This is a genomic window from Cryobacterium sp. 10I1 (genome assembly GCF_035019805.1).
Classification (GTDB): Bacteria; Actinomycetota; Actinomycetes; order Actinomycetales; family Microbacteriaceae; genus Cryobacterium; species Cryobacterium glucosi.
Map to the genome: position 1 here is coordinate 1 of NZ_JASJVF010000052.1, position 17,545 is coordinate 17,545.

At 67.6% G+C, this 17,545-nt stretch carries 16 protein-coding genes, 1 other RNA gene and 1 pseudogene; 10 read left to right on the forward strand and 8 right to left on the reverse strand.

Translation table 11 applies throughout. The features are described from left to right. Positions 1 to 479: universal stress protein (locus QN345_RS07120; protein WP_323508536.1), on the reverse strand; the 479-nt coding region annotated here is incomplete at its 3' end. Between the two features lie 65 nt (positions 480 to 544). On the opposite strand from QN345_RS07120, the gene QN345_RS07125 reads away from it, so the two are divergent. The 5 genes from QN345_RS07125 (at position 545) to rnpB (ending at position 4,935) form a co-directional block, all read left to right on the forward strand. Further along, positions 545 to 1,048 (forward strand): DUF427 domain-containing protein, encoded by a 504-nt coding sequence (locus tag QN345_RS07125; RefSeq protein WP_134446483.1) that lies wholly within the window; start codon positions 545 to 547, stop codon positions 1,046 to 1,048. Positions 1,049 to 1,086: 38 nt separating this feature from the next. Further along, positions 1,087 to 2,817: a purine-cytosine permease family protein gene (locus QN345_RS07130; RefSeq protein WP_134558426.1), complete on the forward strand. Its 1,731-nt coding sequence runs from the start codon at positions 1,087 to 1,089 to the stop codon at positions 2,815 to 2,817. Positions 2,818 to 2,909: 92 nt separating this feature from the next. Continuing rightward, positions 2,910 to 3,731 carry a Nif3-like dinuclear metal center hexameric protein gene (locus QN345_RS07135; protein ID WP_134558425.1) on the forward strand — a complete coding sequence of 274 codons (822 nt, stop codon included), beginning with the start codon at positions 2,910 to 2,912 and terminating at the stop codon, positions 3,729 to 3,731. 73 nt (positions 3,732 to 3,804) lie between these two features. Continuing rightward, positions 3,805 to 4,542 carry a zinc ribbon domain-containing protein gene (locus tag QN345_RS07140; protein WP_134446486.1) on the forward strand — a complete coding sequence of 246 codons (738 nt, stop codon included), beginning with the start codon at positions 3,805 to 3,807 and terminating at the stop codon, positions 4,540 to 4,542. A gap of 22 nt (positions 4,543 to 4,564) precedes the next feature. Beyond that, positions 4,565 to 4,935, forward strand: an RNA gene (gene rnpB / locus QN345_RS07145) — RNase P RNA component class A. A gap of 71 nt (positions 4,936 to 5,006) precedes the next feature. Here rnpB and ppgK read toward each other — a convergent pair. Beyond that, entirely contained in the window at positions 5,007 to 5,771 is a 765-nt protein-coding gene (ppgK, locus tag QN345_RS07150) for a polyphosphate--glucose phosphotransferase (RefSeq protein ID WP_134446487.1), read from the reverse strand. Between the two features lie 17 nt (positions 5,772 to 5,788). Continuing rightward, on the reverse strand, positions 5,789 to 6,655 hold the full coding sequence (gene map, locus QN345_RS07155) for a type I methionyl aminopeptidase (protein WP_134446488.1): 867 nt from the start codon (positions 6,653 to 6,655) through the stop codon (positions 5,789 to 5,791). A gap of 12 nt (positions 6,656 to 6,667) precedes the next feature. On the opposite strand from map, the gene QN345_RS07160 reads away from it, so the two are divergent. Then, on the forward strand, positions 6,668 to 6,856 hold the full coding sequence (locus QN345_RS07160) for an SPOR domain-containing protein (protein WP_134558423.1): 189 nt from the start codon (positions 6,668 to 6,670) through the stop codon (positions 6,854 to 6,856). Positions 6,857 to 6,859: 3 nt separating this feature from the next. Here the strand turns inward: QN345_RS07160 and panB are convergent, their stop codons facing one another. After that, positions 6,860 to 7,732, reverse strand: coding sequence for a 3-methyl-2-oxobutanoate hydroxymethyltransferase (panB, locus tag QN345_RS07165; protein WP_134446490.1), 873 nt, complete (start codon positions 7,730 to 7,732; stop codon positions 6,860 to 6,862). A gap of 100 nt (positions 7,733 to 7,832) precedes the next feature. Here panB and glnA (QN345_RS07170) point away from each other — a divergent pair, with 100 nt between their 5' ends. Together glnA (QN345_RS07170) and QN345_RS07175 are read left to right on the forward strand one after the other, a co-directional pair. Next, positions 7,833 to 9,170: a type I glutamate--ammonia ligase gene (gene glnA / locus QN345_RS07170; RefSeq protein ID WP_134446491.1), complete on the forward strand. Its 1,338-nt coding sequence runs from the start codon at positions 7,833 to 7,835 to the stop codon at positions 9,168 to 9,170. 6 nt (positions 9,171 to 9,176) lie between these two features. Next, positions 9,177 to 12,209, forward strand: coding sequence for a bifunctional [glutamine synthetase] adenylyltransferase/[glutamine synthetase]-adenylyl-L-tyrosine phosphorylase (locus QN345_RS07175; protein ID WP_322140803.1), 3,033 nt, complete (start codon positions 9,177 to 9,179; stop codon positions 12,207 to 12,209). Positions 12,210 to 12,274: 65 nt separating this feature from the next. Here the strand turns inward: QN345_RS07175 and glnA (QN345_RS07180) are convergent, their stop codons facing one another. Continuing rightward, complete coding sequence (glnA, locus tag QN345_RS07180) at positions 12,275 to 13,699, reverse strand: type I glutamate--ammonia ligase (protein ID WP_134558421.1); 1,425 nt, start codon at positions 13,697 to 13,699, stop codon at positions 12,275 to 12,277. 144 nt (positions 13,700 to 13,843) lie between these two features. Between glnA (QN345_RS07180) and QN345_RS07185 the strand changes: the two genes are divergently transcribed. Then, a complete protein-coding gene (locus QN345_RS07185; protein ID WP_134446505.1) occupies positions 13,844 to 14,287 on the forward strand; it encodes an RDD family protein in 444 nt (147 codons plus the stop codon). A gap of 84 nt (positions 14,288 to 14,371) precedes the next feature. Here QN345_RS07185 and QN345_RS07190 read toward each other — a convergent pair whose 3' ends face one another. The 3 genes and pseudogenes from QN345_RS07190 to lipB form a co-directional block, all read right to left on the reverse strand. Next, the gene (locus QN345_RS07190) at positions 14,372 to 15,082 is read right to left on the reverse strand and encodes a DUF4191 domain-containing protein (RefSeq protein ID WP_134446506.1); all 711 of its coding nucleotides are present in this window, start codon (positions 15,080 to 15,082) and stop codon (positions 14,372 to 14,374) included. A gap of 79 nt (positions 15,083 to 15,161) precedes the next feature. Continuing rightward, positions 15,162 to 16,145: pseudogene (gene lipA, locus QN345_RS07195) on the reverse strand (lipoyl synthase); the annotation flags it as partial. Then, a complete protein-coding gene (gene lipB / locus QN345_RS07200; protein WP_322135867.1) occupies positions 16,142 to 16,777 on the reverse strand; it encodes a lipoyl(octanoyl) transferase LipB in 636 nt (211 codons plus the stop codon). The pseudogene lipA and the gene lipB, both read right to left, overlap by 4 nt. A gap of 169 nt (positions 16,778 to 16,946) precedes the next feature. On the opposite strand from lipB, the gene QN345_RS07205 reads away from it, so the two are divergent. After that, the gene (locus tag QN345_RS07205; RefSeq protein WP_323508537.1) at positions 16,947 to 17,504 is read left to right on the forward strand and encodes a hypothetical protein; all 558 of its coding nucleotides are present in this window, start codon (positions 16,947 to 16,949) and stop codon (positions 17,502 to 17,504) included. Positions 17,505 to 17,545: the final 41 nt, after the last annotated feature.

The window sequence follows — 17,545 nt, forward strand, 5'->3', positions numbered from 1 at the left end:
GGGGGGGCGGCGCCCACCCCCCCGACGACAGGGCCGATCCGCGGTCGCCACGTCGCCGGAACGACGACGACCGGGCAGTGCGCGTGCGCCGCGAGGCGGAGGGGGAGCGTCCCGTAGACGGCGCCGGTCAGGAGCCCGGTCTTGTTCGAGCCGATCACCATCAGGTCCGCAGAAGCGGATGCCCTGACGAGCTCGTCGACGGGGACACCGTGTCGGATGTAGCTCGTCCTGCGGCACCCCGGAGCCCGGCGTTCCACTTCATGGGTCGCCGCGGCCAGCGCGCGTTCGTAGGCAGGCTGGAAGCTGAGGGCGACGTCGTGCGGCGACCAACCCAGCTCGACGACGGTCGTGAGTTCGAGCTCGATCGGTTGTGCGTCCGATTCGGCGGACGAGCGGTCGACCGCTCGGGTGATCGCCCAATCCAGGGCTGCAGCACTGGCCGGCCCGCCGTCAATCGCAACGATCACGTTCTCCGTCATGCCCGCAGTGTACGCCCGGGGTGCACTGCCAGCCCGCCGCCGGACCGCCGGGCTACTATGGCCCGATGACATCCGCACACAGGGACAGGGTCGTCCCCGGTCCCGGCCAGGAATCGGTGTGGGACTACCCGCGCCCGCCCAGGGTCGAGCCCGTCTCCGAGGAAGTGGTGATCCGCTTCGGTGGGCTCGAGATCGCGCGCACCGAAAACGCGGTCCGCGTGCTCGAGACGAGCCACCCGCCGGCGTATTACCTTCCCCGCGATGCCTTCCGCCCCGGTTCTCTCGTGCCGGCGGACGGCCGATCGGTGTGCGAATACAAGGGAACCGCGTCATACCTGACCGTCGTGTCCGGCACTGCTCGTGCCGTTGGCGCTGCCTGGACCTACCCTGAGCCCGAGCCTGGGTTCGAATCGCTCGCGGGCCGGATCGCACTGTATCCGGGGCGGATGGATCTTTGCACTGTCGACGGTGAAGTCGTCCACGCGCAGGCCGGATCCTTCTATGGCGGTTGGATCACCTCGCGGGTCGTCGGGCCGTTCAAGGGGGAGCCGGGCACCCTCGGCTGGTAGACCTGCCGCGATTTCGGGCATCTGGCTACACTCGGGGCATGTCCGACAGGTACCCGAGGGGGCAGGACGGCCCCGTTCCGCCCGAACCCGCCTCCCCGGCTGACGACGACGCGCTCACGGTGGAGTCACCGGCCGTGATCGAACTGGGCATCACGCCACTGGACGGGAGCGCGCCGAGGACGGCCGCGACCGAGATCGTCGGCTTCGGAGTCGACGACGACCTGCCCGACGACGCCGACGACGTACCGACGGGGGTGGCCGCGCCCGTGGCGAGTCCACGGGTCAGCGACGACGAAATCGTCCTCGTCGATGCCGCTCTCGCCGAGGAGCCGCGGCTCGTGATCGAGCGTTACGCACAGGCTCCGACCCCGGTGGTGAACCGGGTCGGACGCGGAAGCCGGGTCTTCCGTCTCTGGTTCGCGGTCATGGCATCCGTCGTCAGCGTCGCGGTCGGTGCGCGCCTCGCCTACCTCGGACTCAGCATCCGCCAGGTCGTACTCGTCACCGTGCTCGGCATCGTGCTCTCACTGATCCCGCTCGGCCTGGGAACCCTGGCCGGTCGGCGCAACGGGCAGTCGATGGTCATGCTGTCGCGGGCAACGTTCGGCGTGATCGGAAACGTCGTTCCCACCGTGTTCGCCCTGCTTGTCCGGATGGCCTGGGGCGCACTGCTCCTCGCCATCCTGGGCCGGGCCGTGACCGCAGCAACGAGGCCGCCGACGCTGGCAGGTGGAACCAGGGACGGGTCCGTTCCGCTCCCCGCGCTGGCGGTCCTGATCGTGGCGACCGTGGTCGCGCTCTTCGGCTATGCGCTCATCCGCTCCGTTCAGGCCGTGCTCGCCGTCGCAGGTGCCGCCCTGGTGATCGCGGTGATGGTGCTCTCGGCCGGACTCGTCGACGTGGGCTCGGCGCTCACTGTTCCGGATGGAAGCGGTTTCACGGTGTTCGGCGGGGTCACCCTCGTGTTCGCCTACCTGGGACTCGCCTGGGCGTCGAGCGGCGCAGACCTTGCACGCTATCAGGGCAGGTCCGGTTCCGGATCGAATGCGGTTCTCTGGCTCCTCGCGGGGGTCGGGGTACCTGCCCTCGTCCTCGCCTCCTGGGGGGCACTGCTCGTCTCGTCCCAGGGCCAGCGGGGAGCAGACCTCGCCGTCGACCCGGTCGGAACGCTCGCCGCGCTCCTGCCCGCCGGTCTCGAATGGCCGTTGCTTCTGCTCGGAACGGTCACCGTGCTCTCCGCACTGATCCTGACGTTGTACTCGGGCGGCCTGGCGGCCGCGGCGCTGTCCTCCGGGCTCCCTCGGGCCGCGGGAGTCGCTCTCACGGCGATGGGCGCGGCACTGCTCCTCCTGCCGTCCGGTGGGTTGGGTGTCCGGGCGGCGTTCCTCACCGTGCCACTGACCCTCGCGATCCCGGTCGCGGCCTGGTCGGGGCTGTTCTCCGCCGAGACGTTCGTGCGCGCCAATCGGTACGACACCCGCAGCCTCCTGAAGCGCGGTGGAGCGTATGCGGACGTGCGCTGGGTCAATCTGGCCGCCTTCGTCGTCTTCAGCGTGGTCGGCTGGGGACTCCTCGTCCCTGGGGAGGGCTGGTCGGCCTGGCAGGGATACCTCTTTGAACCACTCGGCATCGACCCCGGCGGGGAATTCGCGGCGACGAACCCCGGCGTCCTGATCGTCTTCGCCCTGGGCCTCGCGACACCCCTCCTCGCGGGCATTCCGGCGATCCGCAGGCAGGAGAACGCCAGGACCCCGGCGTCCGCGGGGTGAGTCCACGGGTCGCCGGGTGGGTGTCGTGAGACCGGCGCCTGCGAGTCGGCGCCCTGAGAATGGCCGGGGTAGCGCACGGGTAGGCTGACGGGGTGTCCTATTCGCTCGCAGAGATCACCCGGACCGTCCACGAGCTCTGGCCGTTGTCGGGTGCGGAGACGTGGGATGCACCCGGACTCGTGAGCGGCGACCCGTCGAACCGGGTCGATTCCGTCCTCCTCGCGGTCGACGCCGTCTCCGCGACCGTCGATGAGGCGATCGAGGTCGGTGCCGACCTCCTTCTCGTCCACCATCCGCTCCTTCTTCGCGGAGTCACGTCCATCGCAGAGGACCGGTACAAGGGTGCCCTCCTGGCCAGGTTGATCCGGTCGGACTGCGCACTCCTCGCCGCGCACACGAACGCGGATGTCGTCGTCGACGGTGTCTCCGACGTCCTCGCGTCGCGACTCGGACTCGTGGACGCCCAGCCGATCACCGCGGGAACCGTGCCAGGGACCGGTATCGGGCGGGTCGGGCTGCTCGGGACTCCGACCACACTCGGCCAGCTCGCCCGGCGCCTCGCGACGATCCTGCCCGCGACAGCCTCCGGGATCCGCGTCTCGGGGGAGTACACCGCACCGGTTCGCTCTGTCGCGCTCTGCGGTGGAGCGGGGGACTCCCTGCTCAGCGTTCCGTCCGTGCTGGCCGCGGATGTCTACATCACCGCCGACCTCCGTCATCACCCGGCCTCCGAGGCGAGGGAACAGGCGCTGCTCGACGGAAACACACCGGCGCTGATCGACGTGTCACACTGGGCGAGCGAGTGGTTGTGGCTCGACACCGCCGCCGACGCGTTGCGGAACGCTTTTCCGGGACTACGGGTGGACGTGAGCGATCTGCGCACGGACCCGTGGGACTTCGTCATCGTGCAGTAACCTGCACAACCCCACCGACAGTATCCGGCCACCGGGCCGGTCGAACTCAATACCCGTGAAGGTCAGGACTCAAGTGAAGGCATCCCCCATCGAGCAGAAGGAACTGCTCCGGCTCCAGGCTCTCGACATCAGGCTCCAGCAGGTCGACCACCAGACCAGGGCGCTCGCCCAGCACGCCGAACTCACCGCACTCGCCGGAACCGCGGACAAGACCCGGATGAACCTCACGACTCTCCACGGAGAAGTCGAGGACGTTCGTCTCGAACTGAACCGGATCGAGTCCGACGTCGAGGTCGTCGAGAAGCGCATCAAGCGCGACGACGAACGCCTGCAGACGACGAGTTCGGTCAAGGACGTCCAGGCGCTCGACACCGAACTCGCCGCACTCCGCAAACGGCTGCTCGCCCTCGAAGAGATCGAGATCGCCGTGATGGAGCGCCTCGAGGAACGTGAATCCGCTGTTGCGGTCGTCGAAGCGGAACGGGACGCGCTGGCCGCCCGAGTCGAGGAGACCGAGACCTCACGCGACGCCGACCTCGCCACCCTGCACCGCCAGCTCGAGGAACTCCGCCGCGACCGGGCCGTGATCGCAGGGACGATCGCGCCGGATCTCGCGAGCCTTTACGAGAAGCTCTTCGTGAGCGGCCACGGGAACGCTGCCGCGCTGTTGCGCCAGCGCACCTGCAGCGGATGCACCATCACCCTCACCGGAAGCGACCTCGAGTCCGTGCGGTCGTCTGCGGCCGACGAGGTGCTGTTCTGCCCGGATTGTGGTGCGATCCTTGTGCGCACGGAGGAGTCCGGAATCTGATCCTGTAGTCTGGGAGGAAGAATGGGTCGGCAAGACGGCCGCGTCAGCCGGTTCCCTTCGGGGGAGCGGCTGCCGAGGAACGTCCGGGCTCCACAGAGCAGGGCGGTGGGTAACACCCACCCGGGGTAACCCGCGAGACAGTGCCACAGAAAGTAGACCGCCACCGTTTTTCGGTGGTAAGGGTGAAACGGTGGTGTAAGAGACCACCAGAGGCCAGGGTGACCTGGTCGGCTCGGTAAACCTCGTCCGGAGCAAGGTCACACAGGAAACGTTAAGGCGGCTCGCCGAGTTTCCGGGTAGACCGCTAGAGGGCTGCGGCAACGTAGTCCCGAGATAGATGGCCGTCCCCGGTGAAAACCGGGACAGAACCCGGCGTACCAGCCGGCCCATTCCCCTTTTCCCCGTTGGGGCCGCTTCCCCCACGGGGTGCCGTCACCCGACCACGGGACGAGACCGGTCCTGGTCTAGTCCAGGTCTTTCACGGCGAGGGCCGCAGCCCCGAGAATGCCGGCGTTGTTCTTGTGCACGGCCGGGACGATCGGCGTGTGCAGCGCGAGCAGGGGCAGGAAATCGTCGTGGTGCTTGGAGACGCCGCCGCCGACGACGAACAGGTCGGGGGAGAAGAGCGCCTCGAGCGTGGAGTAGTACTTCTGCAGGCGTGCCGCCCAGGCCGACCAGGAGAGATTCTCCCGTTCCCGCGCGGAGTACGAGGCGCGGGTCTCGTAGTCGACTCCGTCGATCTGCAGGTGACCGAGTTCGGTGTTGGGAACGAGCACCCCGTCGTTCAGGAGCGCCGTGCCGATGCCGGTGCCGAGGGTGGTCAGGATCACCACGCCCTCCACCCCCTGCGCGGCACCGAACTGGGATTCGGCGTACCCCGCGGCATCCGCGTCGTTCACGAACGTGATGGGTGCGCCGAGGCTCCTTGCGAACAGGGCCGCGGCCTCGAGGCCGATCCATTTCTTGGACACGTTGGCGGCCGACATCGTCCGTCCGTGCCTGACGATCGCGGGGAAGCAGATGCCGACGGGGACATCCGTCACGCCAGCAATGGCACTGACCCTTTCGAGGATGACGCGGGTCGTCTCGACGATGTCGGCAGGGCGCCCGCCCTTGGGCGTGGGGAGCTTGACGCGGTCGGTCAGCAGCGCGCCCGTCGCAAGATCGACGAGTGCCCCCTTGATGCCGGTCCCGCCGATGTCGATGCCGATGGCCGTCTGAGAACTCATAGTAGAAAACCTACCGTCTAGGGGAGGGTCAAGACCTCTGCGCCGCGTTCGGTCACGACAAGGGTGTGCTCGAACTGGGCGGTGATGCTCTTGTCCCTGGTCGTCACGGTCCAGTCATCCGCCCACATGTCCCAGTCCGTGCCGCCGAGTGTGAGCATCGGCTCGATCGTGAAGACCATGCCGACCTCCATCACGGTGTCGTACTGCGGGGCAGAGTCGTAGTGGGGGACGATCAGGCCGGAGTGGAAGGCCTCGCCGACCCCGTGGCCGGTGAAGTCCCGAACGACGCCGTAGCCGAACCGCTTGGCGTATGACTCGATGGTCCGGCCGATCACGTTGACCTGACGCCCGGGGGCGACGGCCTTGATACCGCGGGCGAGGGCCTCCTTCGTGCGTTCGACGAGGAGCGTCACCGCTTCGCTCGCCTCCCCGACGATGAACGTGACGTTGGTGTCCCCGTGGACGCCGTTCTTGAAGGCGGTGATGTCGATGTTGACGATGTCTCCGTCTTCGAGGACCGTCGTGTCGGGGATGCCGTGGCAGATGACCTCGTTGACCGAGCTGCACAGCGACTTGGGATAGCCCCGGTAGCCGAGCGTGGAGGGGTACGCGTCATGCTCGATCAGGAATTGGTGTCCGATCCGGTCGAGTTCTTCCGTGGTCACGCCCGGGCGGATGCCCCGGCCGACGGCTTCGATCGCCTCCGCGGCGATCCGGCCGGCCTCACGGATCAGTTCGATCTTCGCGGCGGGGTAGACGTCGGAACCGGTGAATCGCGCCGGTGCGGCGTGGCCGACGTATTCCGGACGGGGGATCCTGGCGGGGACGGGACGGATGGGGGATACCGGGCCTGGCAAGAGGTGACCGGCGGAATCCTTAGGCATAGGATCTAGCTTATGGCCGAAGATACTGAGCACCAGTTCTGGTACAACCTGCGCACGGGCGCCGTCGAGGAGGGAATGGTCTCTCTCGCCGTCGATCGGGTCGGGCCGTTCCCCACCCGCGACGAGGCAGCCCACGCACTGGAGAAGCTCCGCGCGAACAGCGCGAAATGGTCGGCGGAGGACGCTGCGGAGGACCGCTGACAGCTATTCGTAGCTGTGTTCCGGCCCGGGGTACACGCCGCTCTCGACGTCTGACTTGAACTGGTGCACGGCATCCGTGAGGACGCTGCGCACGTTGGCGTACTGCCGCACGAAACGCGGCACGCGGCCCTCGGTCATGCCGGCGAAGTCTGTCCAGACCAGCAGCTGGCCGTCGACGTCTGGTCCTGCCCCGACACCGATCGTCGGGATCTCGAGCTTGCTGGTGACCTCCGCGGCCACGGTCGCCGGAACCATCTCGAGGACGACGGCGAACGCGCCGGCGTCCTGCACGGCGAGGGCGTCTTCGAGGAGTTTCTCCGCGGCGTCGCCGCGGCCCTGGATGATGTGGCCGCCGAGACCGTGTTCGCTCTGCGGTGTGAAACCGATGTGGGCCATCACGGGGATACCGCTCGTCACGATTCTCTTGATCTGCTTGTGGCTGCGCACCCCGCCCTCGAGCTTGACCGCGTGGGCCTGTGCTTCCTTCATGAACCGCACCGCGGTGTGGAGGGCCTCCGTCTGGCCGGTCTCGTAGGAGCCGAAGGGCATGTCAGCGACGACAAGGGCGCGGGTGACGGCGCGGGCGACTGCACGGGTGAGCGGGATCAGCTCGTCGACGGTGACGGGAAGAGTGGTCTCGTAGCCGAAGACATTGTTCCCCGCCGAGTCTCCGACCAGGAGGAAATCGATCCCGGCCTGGTCGAAAATCTGCGCCGTGAGCATGTCGTAGCTGGTCAGGCCGGTAATCGGGATTCCATGCTGTTTCGCGTTCGAGAAATGGCGGGTCCGCACCCGCTTGGGTCCTGCGGGGGCGGGAACGAAGGGATTCAGGTCATTGACGGAACGGGGAGCATCTGACGCGGTCGACTCTGGCATGCCTCCAGTGTAGCCAGCGGCCGATTCCGCCCGCCGGGGCCGTTTTCGCACGCGAGGTCACGACAGCCAGTAACCTAGTGATCAACAAGAAAGGGCGTGGATGGACAAGCAGCGCGACTTCGTTCTTCGTACCATCGAGGAACGGGGCATCAAGTTCATTCGTCTCTGGTTCACGGACGTCGTCGGCACCCTGAAATCGGTGGCGATCGCACCGGCCGAGGTCGAGGGCGCATTCGCAGAGGGTCTCGGTTTTGACGGCTCGGCCATCGAGGGCCTGACCCGGTCCTTCGAAGCGGATGTCCTCGCACATCCGGATCCCACAACGTTCCAGATTCTGCCGTGGCGGGGCGAAGTCGACCCGACCGCACGCATGTTCTGCGATATCACGACCCCCGACGGTCAGCCCGCGGTTGCCGACCCGCGCAACGTGCTCAAGCGCACGCTTGCGAAAGCGGCGGATCGCGGCTTCACGTTCTACACGCATCCTGAAATCGAGTTCTACCTCCTGAAGTCGTCGAAGTTCGGCAAGGACGGGCCGGTGCCCGTCGACTCCGCCGGATACTTCGACAACGTCCCCGGCGGAACCGCCCACGACTTCCGGCGCCGTTCCGTGCGGATGCTCGAGGAGCTCGGCATTTCGGTGGAGTTCAGCCACCACGAGGCCGGCCCCGGCCAGAACGAGATCGACCTCCGGTATGCGGACGCCCTCTCGACGGCCGACAACATCATGACTTTCCGCACCGTCATCAAGGAGGTCGCTATCGAGCAGGGCGTCTACGCGACGTTCATGCCGAAGCCGATGTCCGACCAGCCTGGCTCGGGCATGCACACCCACCTGTCCCTCTTCGAGGGCGAGACGAACGCCTTCTACGAGGCGGGCGCGCAGTACCAGCTGTCCCGCACCGGGCGTCAGTTCATCGCGGGCCTGCTCAAGCACGCACCGGAGATCACCGCAGTCACGAACCAGTTCGTGAACTCGTACAAGCGGCTCTGGGGCGGGGATGAGGCGCCGAGCTTCGTCTGCTGGGGCCACAACAACCGGTCCGCGCTGATCCGCGTGCCGCTGTACAAGCCGAACAAGGGCAACAGCTCCCGCATCGAATACCGGGCGATCGACTCCGCAGCGAACCCGTACCTCGCATACTCGCTCATGCTCGCTGCCGGCCTCAAGGGCATCGAAGAGGGCTACGAGCTGCCTCCGGAAGCCGAGGACAACGTCTGGGGGCTCAGCGACACCGAGCGCCGCGCACTCGGTTACCGCCAGCTGCCTGCGAGCCTCGACCACGCCATCCAGTTCATGGAGGAATCCGAACTCGTCGCCGAGACCCTGGGCGAGCACGTGTTCAACTACGTGCTGCTCAACAAACGGCAGGAGTGGAAGGAGTACCGCTCTCAGGTCACTCCATTCGAGCTGCAAAAGAACCTCGAGATGTTGTAGCGCACGATGGCGCGAGAGGCGCTGACCCTCACCGAACTTGCGAGGGTCGGCTTCGCTGAACTCGGTGAGGTCCGGGCGTGCCTCGACGAGGTCGTCACCAGGGGCGGGCCCGATTCGGCAGAACTCTTGCCGTTGCTCGCCCGCACGGCGAGCCCGGACGCAGCACTCTCCGGCCTGATCGCCCTGCTGCGGCAGGCACCGGCGGAGCTCCTGGCCCTCCTGGCCTGCCCGGGCGCTCCGCTGCGCCTCCTGCTCGTGCTCGGCGCGTCCCGCGGCCTGACCGATTTCTTCCTGCGGCACCCGGAGGAGCTCGGCGTCCTGGCCACCCGCTCACGGTCCCTTCCCGGCCCCGAGGAACTCACCAGGGATCTGCTCGCCTCGGTCGGGGCCGTCGACGGCTTCGCTGCCCTCGTCGACGACGCCGGCTGGGTTGCGCTCCGGGTGCGGTACCGGCGGAGGCTCGCGGAGGTCGCCGCTTTCGATCTCGAACAGGCTGACCCCGTCGCCGGCCTTGACGGTGTCGCCAGGGCGCTGTCCGATCTCGCCGCCGCCGCGCTGGAGGGGTCCCTCGCCGTCGCGCGAACGATGGTGGCTGCCCCCGTTGCCGCCCCTGGCGTCTTCCCCGTCGACCAGGTGCGCTCCACCCGGCTCGCCGTGATCGGCATGGGCAAGGCCGGGGCGAGGGAGCTCAACTACGTCAGCGACGTCGACGTCATCTTCGTCGCGGAAGCAGACCCCGAAACCGGGCTCGAGTCCGGTCGTGCGGTCGACATCGCAACCAGGCTTGCGATCCTGCTGATGCGCGGCCTCAACCAGCCGACGCTCGAACCCGAACTCTGGGAGGTCGACCCGAACCTGCGTCCAGAGGGAAAGTCGGGGGCGCTCGTGCGTTCCCTCGACTCACACATCGCGTATTACGAGCGGTGGGCGAAGAGCTGGGAATTCCAGGCCCTGCTCAAGGCGAGGCCGCTCGCCGGCCATGCCGGGCTCGGTGAACGGTACCTCGCCGCGGTCGGTCCGAAGGTGTGGACGAGCGCCAGCCGGGAGAACTTCGTCGAGTCTGTGCAGCGGATGCGGGAACGGGTGACCGACAACATCCCCGACGACGAGGTCGATGTCCAGCTCAAGCTCGGCCCCGGCGGGCTGCGCGACATCGAGTTCACCGTGCAGCTCCTCCAGCTCGTTCACGGCCAGGCCGACGAAGACGTGCGACAGGCCGGCACCCTCCCCGCACTCGCGGCCCTCGCCGAGTCCGGCTACGTTGGTCGCGCGGAAGCGGCGGAATTCTCGCAGGACTACCGGATCCTCCGGTTGATGGAACACCGCCTGCAGCTCTACCGCCTGCGACGTACCCACCTCGTGCCGCGCGACGAGGCGAGCCTGCGCATCCTCGCCCGGGCGACCGGACTCGCCTCGGGAGCCGCCCAGCTCAGCACGCGCTGGGCGGACACCAAACACCGGGTGCGTGGACTGCACGAGCGCCTCTTCTACCGGCCTTTGCTCTCCGCCGTTGCCGCGCTGCCCGATGGTGAGCTCGTTCTCACGAGCGCGCAGGCCGAGGCCAGGCTCGCGGCGATCGGTTTCCGCGACACCAAGGGCGCCTTCGCCCACATCGCCGCGCTCACCGGGGGCGTTTCCCGTCGGGCGACGATCCAGCGCCACCTCCTTCCCGTCCTCCTGCAGTGGTTCTCCGAGGGTGCCGACCCCGACTACGGCCTGTTGGCCTTTCGGCGCCTCAGCGACAGCCTCGGGTCGACCTACTGGTTCCTGCGGATGCTTCGTGACTCCTCCGGCGCCGCCGAACGGCTGACCCGGGTGCTGTCCTCGTCCCGGTTCGTCGGCGAACTCCTCGAAACCATTCCGGAGTCGGTCGCATGGCTCGAGAACGAGAACGACCTGCGTCCGCGGCCCCTCGCCGTGCTGCGCGCAGAGTCCCGCGCGGTCCTGGCACGCCACCAGACGCCGGAAGCAGCGGCATCCGTCCTCCGTACGGCGCGGCGCCGCGAGATCCTGCGCCTGGCCTTCTCGTCCATCCTCGGCAGGATCAGCATCGACCAGCTCGCGACGGGCCTGACCGACGTCACCGCGACCGTGATCGAGGGCGTCACCGCGGCGATCCGCGGCACCGGCCTCCGGGGCGAGCCCGACGGCGACGCGGACGGCATCGAGTTCGCCGTGATCGGCATGGGCCGGTTCGGGGGAGCCGAGCTGGGCTTCGGGTCCGACGCCGACGTGATGTACGTGTTCCGGGCCGGAAAACTTAGCGGCGAGGCCGCGCATGCCCGGGCGATGTTCATCGCGAGGGAACTCAAACGCCTCACCGAGGACAGCCGCCTGCCGCTCGACCTCGACCTCGGTCTGCGCCCGGAGGGCAAGAACGGGCCCGTCGCCCGATCCCTCGACTCGTACGAGGCGTACTACCGGCGCTGGTCGCTGACCTGGGAGGCGCAGGCGCTGCTGCGGGGCAGGGGCGTCGCCGGCGATGCCCGGCTGCTTGCCGACTTCGAGACCCTCGCGGACTCGGTTCGTTTCCCGCTCGCGATCGACGACCAGGCTGTCCGGGAGATCAAACGGATGAAGGCCCGCGTCGAGAAGGAACGGTTACCGCAGGGCGCAGACCCGAACCGGCACCTCAAGCTCGGCCGCGGATCGCTCAGCGACGTCGAGTGGTTCGTCCAGCTGTTGCAGTTGCAGCACGCCGCGGCGATCCCCGAGCTGCGCACGCACTCGACCCTCGGTGCACTGCACGCCGCCGCCAGGGCCGGGCTCGTGAGCGACTCGGATGCCGAGACCCTCCGGGCGGCGTGGATCTTCACCTCCCGCTGCCGGTCCGCGATGACCCTGTGGATGAACCGGACTGCGGACACCCTCCCGACCGACCGCATCCAGCTCGAGGGCATCGCCCGGATCCTCGAATACCCGCCGGGCTCCGCCAACCGGCTCGAAGACGACTACCTCGCCGTCACCCGGCGCGCCCGCGCCGTGTTCGAGCGTCGCTTCTACGGCCCCGTCGAACACGCGGGCCCGTTCGCCGGCTGACCGGGGAACGACGAACGGGCCGTACCCCGAGAGGTACGACCCGTTATGGTCAGGCTCGGTGCGGTTTAGACCCCGTAGTACAGTTCATACTCGAACGGGTGCGGACGCTGCGCGAGCGGCTTGATTTCCTGCTCGCGCTTGAAGCTGACCCAGGTCTCGATCAGTTCGGGCGTGAACACGTTGCCGGCGAGGAGGAAGTCGTGGTCGGCTTCGAGGGCCAGCAGCGCCTCCTCGAGGGAAGCGGGAACCTGCGGGATGTTCTTGGCTTCTTCGGGCGGGAGCTCGTAGAGGTCCTTGTCGACCGGCTCGTGCGGCTCGATCCGGTTCTTGATCCCGTCGAGGCCGGCCATCAGCTGGGCAGCGAAGGCGAGGTACGGGTTGCCGGAGGCGTCGGGCGCGCGGAACTCGATGCGCTTGGCCTTCGGGTTGGTGCCCGTGATCGGGATGCGGATCGAGGCCGAGCGGTTACCGGCAGAGTAGACCAGGTTGACCGGGGCTTCGAAGCCGGGGACGAGGCGGTGGTACGAGTTCACCGAGGGGTTGGTGAACGCGAGGACGGCCGGGGCGTGCTTGAGCAGGCCGCCGATGTACCAGCGGGCGATGTCGGAGAGTCCGCCGTAGCCGGCCTCGTCGTAGAACAACGGCTTGCCGCCGGACCAGAGGGACTGGTGGGTGTGCATACCGGAACCGTTGTCGCCGAAGAGCGGCTTGGGCATGAACGTCGCCGTCTTGCCCCACTCGTGCGCCGTGTTCTTCACGATGTACTTGAACTTGAGCAGGTCGTCCGCCGCGTGGACCATGGTGTCGAAGCGGTAGTTGATCTCGCCCTGTCCGCCGGTGCCGACCTCGTGGTGGCTGCGCTCGAGGATCAGGCCTGCGTCGATGAGCTTGAGGCAGATGTCGTCACGCATGTCGACGTGCTGGTCGACGGGGCTGACGGGGAAGTATCCGCCCTTGTACGGGGTCTTGTTGGCGAGGTTGCCGCCCTCTTCCTTCTTGCCGGAGTTCCAGGCGCCTTCGCTGGAGTCCACGGCGTAGAAGCTCGAGTACTGGTTCACTTCATAACGCACGTCGTCGAAGATGTAGAACTCGGCTTCGGGGGCGAAGAACGCGGTGTCGGCGATGCCGGTCGACTCGAGGTACTTCTCGGCCTTCTTCGCGACCTGGCGGGGATCCTTGGAGTAGATCTCACCGTTACGCGGGTTGTAGATGTCGAAAAGCATAATGAGCGTGCGTTCGGCGCGGAAGGCATCGACGTATGCCGTCGTCACGTCCGGGATGAGCTGCATGTCCGACTCGTGGATGGACGCGAAGCCGCGGATCGACGAACCGTCGAACATCTGCCCGACCGTGAAGAATTCCTCATCGACGGTCGACGCGGGGATGTTGAAGTGCTGCTGCACACCAGGAAGATCGGTGAAGCGAATGTCAAGAAACTTGACGTCAGTGTCCTTGATGAACTTGAGTACTTCTGACGAATCGCGGAACATGCGGTTTTACTCCAAACGACGAGGGCGTTAATGACAGAAAGTCGCGCACGGCGGCTACCCAGAGAGTATTACGGCAGCATTACTCAACTGTGACGACTTTGTTTCTCACATGTTACAGGCGGGGCCCTTGGCTAGGATCATCCCGTGCCTCCCTCTGCCTCGCAACCGACCACCTTCGGACAGCTCCCGCCGAGCAGATGGCCGGGGGAGCGACTCGGGCTTCCCGACGCCGGCCCACTGTCCATCGGCCGCGCCGGGCGACGGATGCTGGGACTCCTGATCGACTATGCCCTCGCGATGGCGCTGGCATTCACGGTGTTCCGCTATACGTTCCTCGACTACAACGGTTTTGTCGTGACCGGGACCTATGTCCTGCTCCAGGTCGTGTTCATCCCGACGATCGGCGGCAGCATCGGCCACCGCCTCGTCGGACTCCGGGTGATCCCCCTCGCGGGCGGCTGGGTCGGTCCGTGGCGGCCGATTGTGCGTTCCGTGCTTCTCGGCCTGGCATTCCCCGCACTGGTCTGGGACTCCGACCAGCGCGGCTTCCACGACAAGGTCGCCGGAACCGTCCTCGTCCGCGGCTGAGCCGCGCGCCGACAGGCAGACGCAAGAACCCCTCGTCGTGACGACGAGGGGTTCTTGACGTGCGGAATGGATGGGTGGACGCGCCTAGTTGCCGCGCTGGGGGCGGGCCTTGGTGGGATCGACACCCTTCGGGATCGGAAGCTTCTTCGTGATCGAGCTCAGCCGGTTGTTGACGGCGAGCACCTCTGCCTTGGTCAGGCTCGGCTTGATCTTGCGCAGACGGCTCGCGAGCTTGTGCAACGGCACGGCGTCGGAGTCCGGACCGACGGAGAGGACTGTGACGGGCACGTGACCGCCGAGACGGGTGACCGTGCGGCGTTCCTCCTCGAGCATGCGCGCGGTCCGGGTGCGCGGGCCCTCGCTGATCAGGACGACGCCGCCGCGACCGACCGCACGGTAGACCGCGTCCTGGGTCTTGCCGTTGACGGCGATGGGCATCTCGCTGCCGACCCAGCCGCCCTTGAGGGAGCTGCGCAGCACGGCGCCGACGGCGCCGGGCTGGCCTTCGATCTGGGAATAGGCGGCCTTCTCGGCACGACGGCCGAGGATGATCAGCACCGCGAGCACCCCGGCGAGGAGTCCGGCGATGATCCAGAGGACCAGCGTGAGAACGTTTCCGTCCGTCGCAACGATCGCGACGATGATCGACGCCACGAGCGGCACGAAGAAGCCCACGAGGAGGAGCGGAACGATTTTGGAATCGTACCGCCGGGTCATCTGGAACACCTGCCACATCTGCTTGATGCGGCCGGGTTCCTTGTGGGGTTTGGGAGTCTTGTCCTTGCTGCGTGCCATGATGTCGAGTTTACCGAGTCGCCAGAATCTCCGATGACCGATTTTCGGTCGAGTCAGCGACGATGCCGCCTGGGCGGGCGACGGCCTGGGCGAAGCCGAGGGAGGCATCCGCCAGGTGGCGGAGCTCGGCGGGCACCTCGCGGTTCGTCGCGAGCATCGACTGCGCCCAGAGGCGTCCTGCCCGGTAGGAGGAGCGCACGAGCGGACCGGAGAGCACCCCGAGGAATCCGATGGCTTCCGCTTCGGCATTCAGCTCGACGAACTCCTCCGGCCGCACCCACCGGGCGACGGGGAGGTGCCGGGCGCTCGGCCGCAGGTACTGGGTGATGGTGATGATGTCGGTTCCGGCGTCGTGGAGGTCCTGGAGCGCCTGGCTGACCTCGGCTCGCTCCTCGCCCATGCCGAGGATCAGGTTCGACTTGGTGATGAGGCCGGCGTCGCGGCCCTGGGTGATCACGTCGAGGGAACGGTCGTAACGGAAGGCCGGGCGGATGCGTTTGAAGATGCGCGGGACCGTCTCGACGTTGTGCGCGAAGACCTCCGGCTTTGCCGAGAACACCTCGCCGAGCAGGTCGGGGTTGCCGGAGAAGTCCGGGACGAGGATCTCCACTCCCGTACCGGGGCTCTGCGCGTGGATCTGCCGGATCGTCTCGGCGTACAGCCAGGCACCCTCGTCGGGAAGGTCGTCACGGGCGACGCCGGTCACCGTGGCGTACCGAAGGTTCATCGCGACGACGGATTCCGCGACCCGTCTCGGTTCGTCGGTGTCGTACTCCGCAGGCTTGCCCGTGTCGATCTGGCAGAAGTCGCAGCGCCGGGTGCACTGCGAGCCACCGATGAGGAAGGTCGCCTCGCGGTCCTCCCAGCATTCGAAGATGTTCGGGCAACCGGCTTCCTGGCACACGGTGTGCAGGTTCTCGCCCTTGACGAGGTCCTGGAGCTTCCGGTATTCCGGTCCCATCTTGGCGACCGTCTTGATCCAGGCGGGTTTGCGTTCGATGGGGGATTCCATGTTGCGGATCTCGAGCCGCAGCATCTTGCGGCCCTCTGGCACGGCGCTCACGCGGCAGCCACCAGTTCCGCGGCGAAACGGGCCCGGATCGGTTCCACCAGTTGCTCCGGTGTCACCTCCCGGCCGAGGACGCGGGAGATCGTGGTGATGCCGGCGTCGCGGATGCCACAGGCGATGATGTGGTCGTAGGGTTCGAGGGAGTTGTTGCAATTGAGCGCGAAGCCGTGCATGGTCACGCCTTCGGCGACCCGGATTCCAATGGCGGCGATCTTGTCCTCGAAGCCGGGACGGCCGACCCAGACCCCGGACCGTCCGGTGACGCGACAAGCGTCGACTCCGAACCCGGCGAGGACATCGATGAGGATGCCTTCGAGGCGTCGGACGTACCCGACGACGTCGATGGGTTCGGCGAGGCGGAGGATGGGGTAGCCGACGAGCTGGCCGGGACCGTGCCAGGTGATCTTGCCGCCCCGGTCGGTGTCGATGACGGGAGTTCCGTCCGTCGGCCGCTCGTCGTCGGACGTGCGTCTACCCGCGGTGTACACGGCGGGGTGTTCGAGGAAGATGACGGTGTCCGGGCGTTCCCCGGAAACAACGGCACGATGGACGGTGCGCTGGAGCTCAAGGCCCACGAGATACGGCACGGAGTTGGCGCTTAGCCCCGCGACGAGAAAGTCGAGCATTGGGCCAGTCTAGGTCAGCCCGTCCTCACCAGCTACCGGATCGGCCGGAGTGTGCACAGCCTGTCCTGAGTGGGCTTGCCGCCGGCTCTCAGCGGGCGAAGATCGCCGCGTGACGAGACGTGCGGGAAGTCGGCGGAGTAGGACGCCTGCTGCGGAGTCCCCTGCCGTGGTGGGGGACTCCGAAGCGCAGCCAGCGGATGCCGTCGGAAACGTCGCCGGATACCGGGTGCTGAGGCGCATCGGCTCTGGTGACCTGTCCGACGTCTACCTCGGTGCCTCTGCCGAAGGCGGGATCGACGGCCAGAGGGAGGTCGTCGTTCTCAAGGTGTTCCGTGAGGTGCACGCGGTGGGCGCAGGCACCGGCGGCGCGGCGATCGACAGGGAGGTGCGCGCCCTCGAGAGCATCCCGGACGGCGGGGTGGGCCGGTTGCTGGACGTTGCGACGTTGCCGGACGGCCGGGTCTGCCTCGTCCTGGCCGAGGACCGTGGCGGGGCGCTCGGGGCGGTCCTGGCCTGCGAGCGATTGCTGGACCCGGGGGAGGCGGTCACGATCCTGGCGCCGGTGCTCGCGGCCGTTGCGCGGCTCTACGACGGGGGCTGGCTGCATCCGGGGATCAGCCCGGGTGTGATCCGGTTCGACGGTGCGGGCCGACCGGTCGTCGGGGGCCTGGGCGGTTTGCGGGACCTGCCGCCGCCGGGGCAGGAGGAACCCGGAGAGATGGTCTGAGAGCACCCGGACGGTGACACCCCGCGCGATCGCCCGGCGCA